Below are 3,525 nucleotides of genomic sequence, written 5' to 3' on the forward strand. Positions count from 1 at the left end.
GTGGCCGGTGTGGTCACGGCGGTGACCGCGCTGATCACCATTCTGGCGGAGACTGGCGTGATCGGCTCGAAAGCCACCCCCACTCCCACGCCCGCCCCCGTCGCGGCCAACGCCGCCGACGATCACTGGGTCGCCGAAGCGACTTCGGTGTGCACGCAGGCCGACTCGATGTTGAACTCGCTGCAACCCGACATCGAACAACGTCGGCCGTGGCCGGACGTCGTCGCCAAGATCGCCGCCATTTACCGGGCCATGGACATGGATCTCCGCAATGTCGGCGCCCCCGCCGACGCCCGGCAACGGATTCAGCTGATGACCGGCGCCTGGGACCAGGCCGCCGGCGAGTACGAGCACGCCGCGACCGACTACGTCAACGGGAACGCCGCCCAGGTGCTCGACGACATTCAGCGGGGAGCGGAAGCGAACGCGCGGGGCAACCAGGTCGCCGACGACCTCAATCTGTCGCCCTGCGCGTCTGCCGGATCGGGCTTGACCTTCGGCGTCTACTGATCAGCTGCGGTCGGCGTTCTTCTTGGCCGGCGCCGAGGCTTCCGGCGACCCCAGCCGCCCGGAGGCCCACTCCGTCACCCGCCGGGCCACGTCCTGAGCGGTCAACCCGATCCGCCCGAGGACCTCGTCGCGGCTGCCGTGGTCGTGGAACGACTGCGGCACCGCCAAATCCCGCAACGGCACATCGCACTCGGCATCCCGGAACATCGCGGCCAAGGCCGACCCGAAGCCGCCGTGACGACCGCTGTCCTCCACCGTCACCACCAGCTTGTGCTGCGACGCCAGCGCAACGAGCTCCGCCGGAACCGGCAGCACCCACCGCGGGTCCACCACCGTCACCCCGATGCCCTGGTCGGCGAGCCGGTCCGCGGCCGCCAGCCCGAGGGTCGCGAACGCCCCCACCGTCACCAGCAGCACGTCCGCGCCCTCGGCCGGGCGGCGCAGTACGTCGACCGTGCCGATCCGCTCCACCGCCGTGACGTCCGTTCCGACCTTGCCCTTCGAGAACCGCAGCGCCGTCGGCCCATCGGACACCGCAACGGCTTCGCGCAGTTCCTCGCGCAGCGTCGCCGGGTCGCGCGGCGCGGCCACCCGCATCCCCGGCACCATGCCGAGCAGCGACAGGTCCCACATGCCGTGGTGGCTGGGTCCGTCCGGCCCGGTGATCCCGGCCCGGTCGAGCACCAGCGTCACCGGCAGGCGGTGCAGCGCCACGTCCATCAGTACCTGGTCGAACGCGCGGTTCAGGAACGTCGAGTAGATCGCCACCACCGGGTGCAGCCCGCCCATGGCCAGCCCGGCGGCCGAGGTGACCGCGTGCTGCTCGGCGATCCCGACGTCGTACCACCGATCCGGGAACGCCTCGGCGAACTTGTCCAGCCCGGTGGACCGCAGCATCGCCGCGGTGATGGCGACGACGTCCTCCCGCTCGGCACCGATCGCCGCCAGCTCGGAGCCGAAAACACCGGTCCAGCTCGGCCCCTTGACCGGCGGCAGGCCGGTCTCCGGGTCGATCGGGTCGGTCTGGTGCATCTGGTCGTGCTGGTTGTTCACCGCGGGCGCGTAGCCGTGCCCCTTCTCGGTGACCACGTGCACGATCACGGCGCCGCCGAAGGAGCGCGCGCTGTGGAACGCCTTCTCCAGCGCCACCTGGTCGTGGCCGTCGACCGGGCCGAGGTACTTCAGGCCCAGGTCGGAGAACATCGCCTGCGGGCTCAGCGCGTCCTTCAGGCCGGCCTTCGCGGCGTGCAGTGCGGCGTAGATCGGCTTGCCGACGACCGGGGTGTGCTTGAGGATCTCGCGGCCGCCGTCGAGGAGCCGCTCGTAGCCGGGCTGCAGGCGCAGCGCCGCGAGGTGGTCGGCCACGCCGCCGATCGTCGGCGAGTAGGAGCGGCCGTTGTCGTTGATCACGATGACGACCGGGCGGTCCTTGTGCGCGGCGATGTTGTTGAGCGCCTCCCAGCACATGCCGCCGGTGAGCGCGCCGTCGCCGACGACGGCGATCGCGTGCCGCCCGCCGCCGGCCAGCTCGAACGCCTTCGCCAGGCCGTCCACATAGGACAGGCCGGACGACGCGTGGCTGCTCTCCACCCAGTCGTGCTCACTCTCCGCGCGCGACGGGTAACCGGTGACCCCGCCGGTCTGGCGCAGCAGGTCGAACCCCGCGGCGCGGCCGGTGACCAGCTTGTGCACGTACGCCTGGTGACCGACGTCCCACACGATCGCGTCGCGCGGCGAGTCGAACACGCGGTGCAGGGCCAGGGTCAGCTCGACGACGCCGAGGTTCGGCCCCAGGTGGCCGCCCGCCCGCCGGACCTTGTCGACGAGGAAGTCCCGGATCTCGGCGGCCAGTTCGCCGAGGTCCTCGACACTCATGCGCTTCAGGTCCGCCGGTCCGCTCACGGACTCCAGCATCGTCACTCGTCTCCACCTCACTCGCTCGGTTCCGGCCAGTCTACGGAGACCCGCCAGAGCGGGACCGCAGGCCGCGTCCGGCGTCACAACCGGAGCGCGACCGCAGGTCAGCACCTGGGGTGAACCTCGTCTCGCCGCGTCGCTGTGGCGGTCACGCCGCGTGGCCACGAGAATGAGCGGCATGGCGGATTTCTTCATCGGCGGCGAATGGGTGGACGCGGTGGACGGCGGCCGGCGGGAGATCCGCTGCCCGGCCGACGGCTCCCTGGTCGCGACGGTCGCCGAGGGCACCGCCAAGGACACCGAGGCCGCCATCGCGGCGGCCCGCCGGGCGTTCGACACCGGCCCGTGGCCCGGCACCCCCGCCCACCTGCGCGGTGACCTGCTGCTCCGGGCGGCGGACCTGCTCGACCGCGACGCCGAGGCGTTCGCCCGCGCCGAGTCGCTCGACACCGGCAAACGCCTGGTCGAGAGCCGCTACGACATGGCCGACATCGCGGCCTGCCTGCGCTACTTCGGCAAGCTCGCGGCCCAGGACGCCGGGCGCGTCGTCGACACCGGCAACCCCGACGCGTTCAGCCGGATCGTGCACGAGCCGGTCGGCGTCTGCGGGCTGATCACGCCGTGGAACTACCCGCTGCTGCAGACCGTGTGGAAGATCGCGCCGGCGCTGGCCGCGGGCAACACGTTCGTGCTCAAGCCCAGCGAGCTGACCCCGCACACCGCGATCCTGTTCCTCAAGCTGCTGACCGAGGCGGGCCTGCCGCCGGGCGTGGGCAACCTGGTGCTGGGCGCGGGCGCCGAGGCCGGCGCGCCGCTGGCGTCGCACCCGGACGTCGACCTCGTGTCGTTCACCGGCGGCCTGGCGACCGGCAAGGTGATCGCCGCGGCGGCGGCGAGCACGGTCAAGAAGGTGGCGCTGGAGCTGGGCGGGAAGAACCCGAACGTGGTGTTCGCCGACGCCGATTTCGAGACGGCGGTCGACTACGCGCTGACGGCGGTGTTCCTGCACTCCGGCCAGGTGTGCTCGGCGGGCGCGCGGCTGATCGTGCAGCGCGAGTGGCACGACGAGTTCGTCGGCGAGCTGGTGCGCCGCGCCGA

Annotated in this window: 3 protein-coding genes; 2 read left to right on the forward strand and 1 reads right to left on the reverse strand. The window is 72.1% G+C overall.

Annotated features, from left to right (window positions below; translation table 11 throughout):
• Positions 1 to 510: hypothetical protein (locus CCN39_RS44015; RefSeq protein WP_208630649.1), on the forward strand; the 510-nt coding region annotated here is incomplete at its 5' end.
• Here CCN39_RS44015 and dxs read toward each other — a convergent pair.
• Positions 511 to 2,430 carry a 1-deoxy-D-xylulose-5-phosphate synthase gene (gene dxs, locus CCN39_RS44020; protein ID WP_086852683.1) on the reverse strand — a complete coding sequence of 640 codons (1,920 nt, stop codon included), beginning with the start codon at positions 2,428 to 2,430 and terminating at the stop codon, positions 511 to 513.
• Positions 2,431 to 2,605: 175 nt separating this feature from the next.
• On the opposite strand from dxs, the gene CCN39_RS44025 reads away from it, so the two are divergent.
• Positions 2,606 to 3,525, forward strand: a 920-nt coding sequence (locus CCN39_RS44025; RefSeq protein ID WP_143264386.1) for an aldehyde dehydrogenase family protein, incomplete at its 3' end; no start/stop codon positions are given.

It is taken from the genome of Amycolatopsis kentuckyensis, from assembly GCF_002155975.1.
Taxonomy (GTDB): Bacteria; Actinomycetota; Actinomycetes; order Mycobacteriales; family Pseudonocardiaceae; genus Amycolatopsis; species Amycolatopsis kentuckyensis.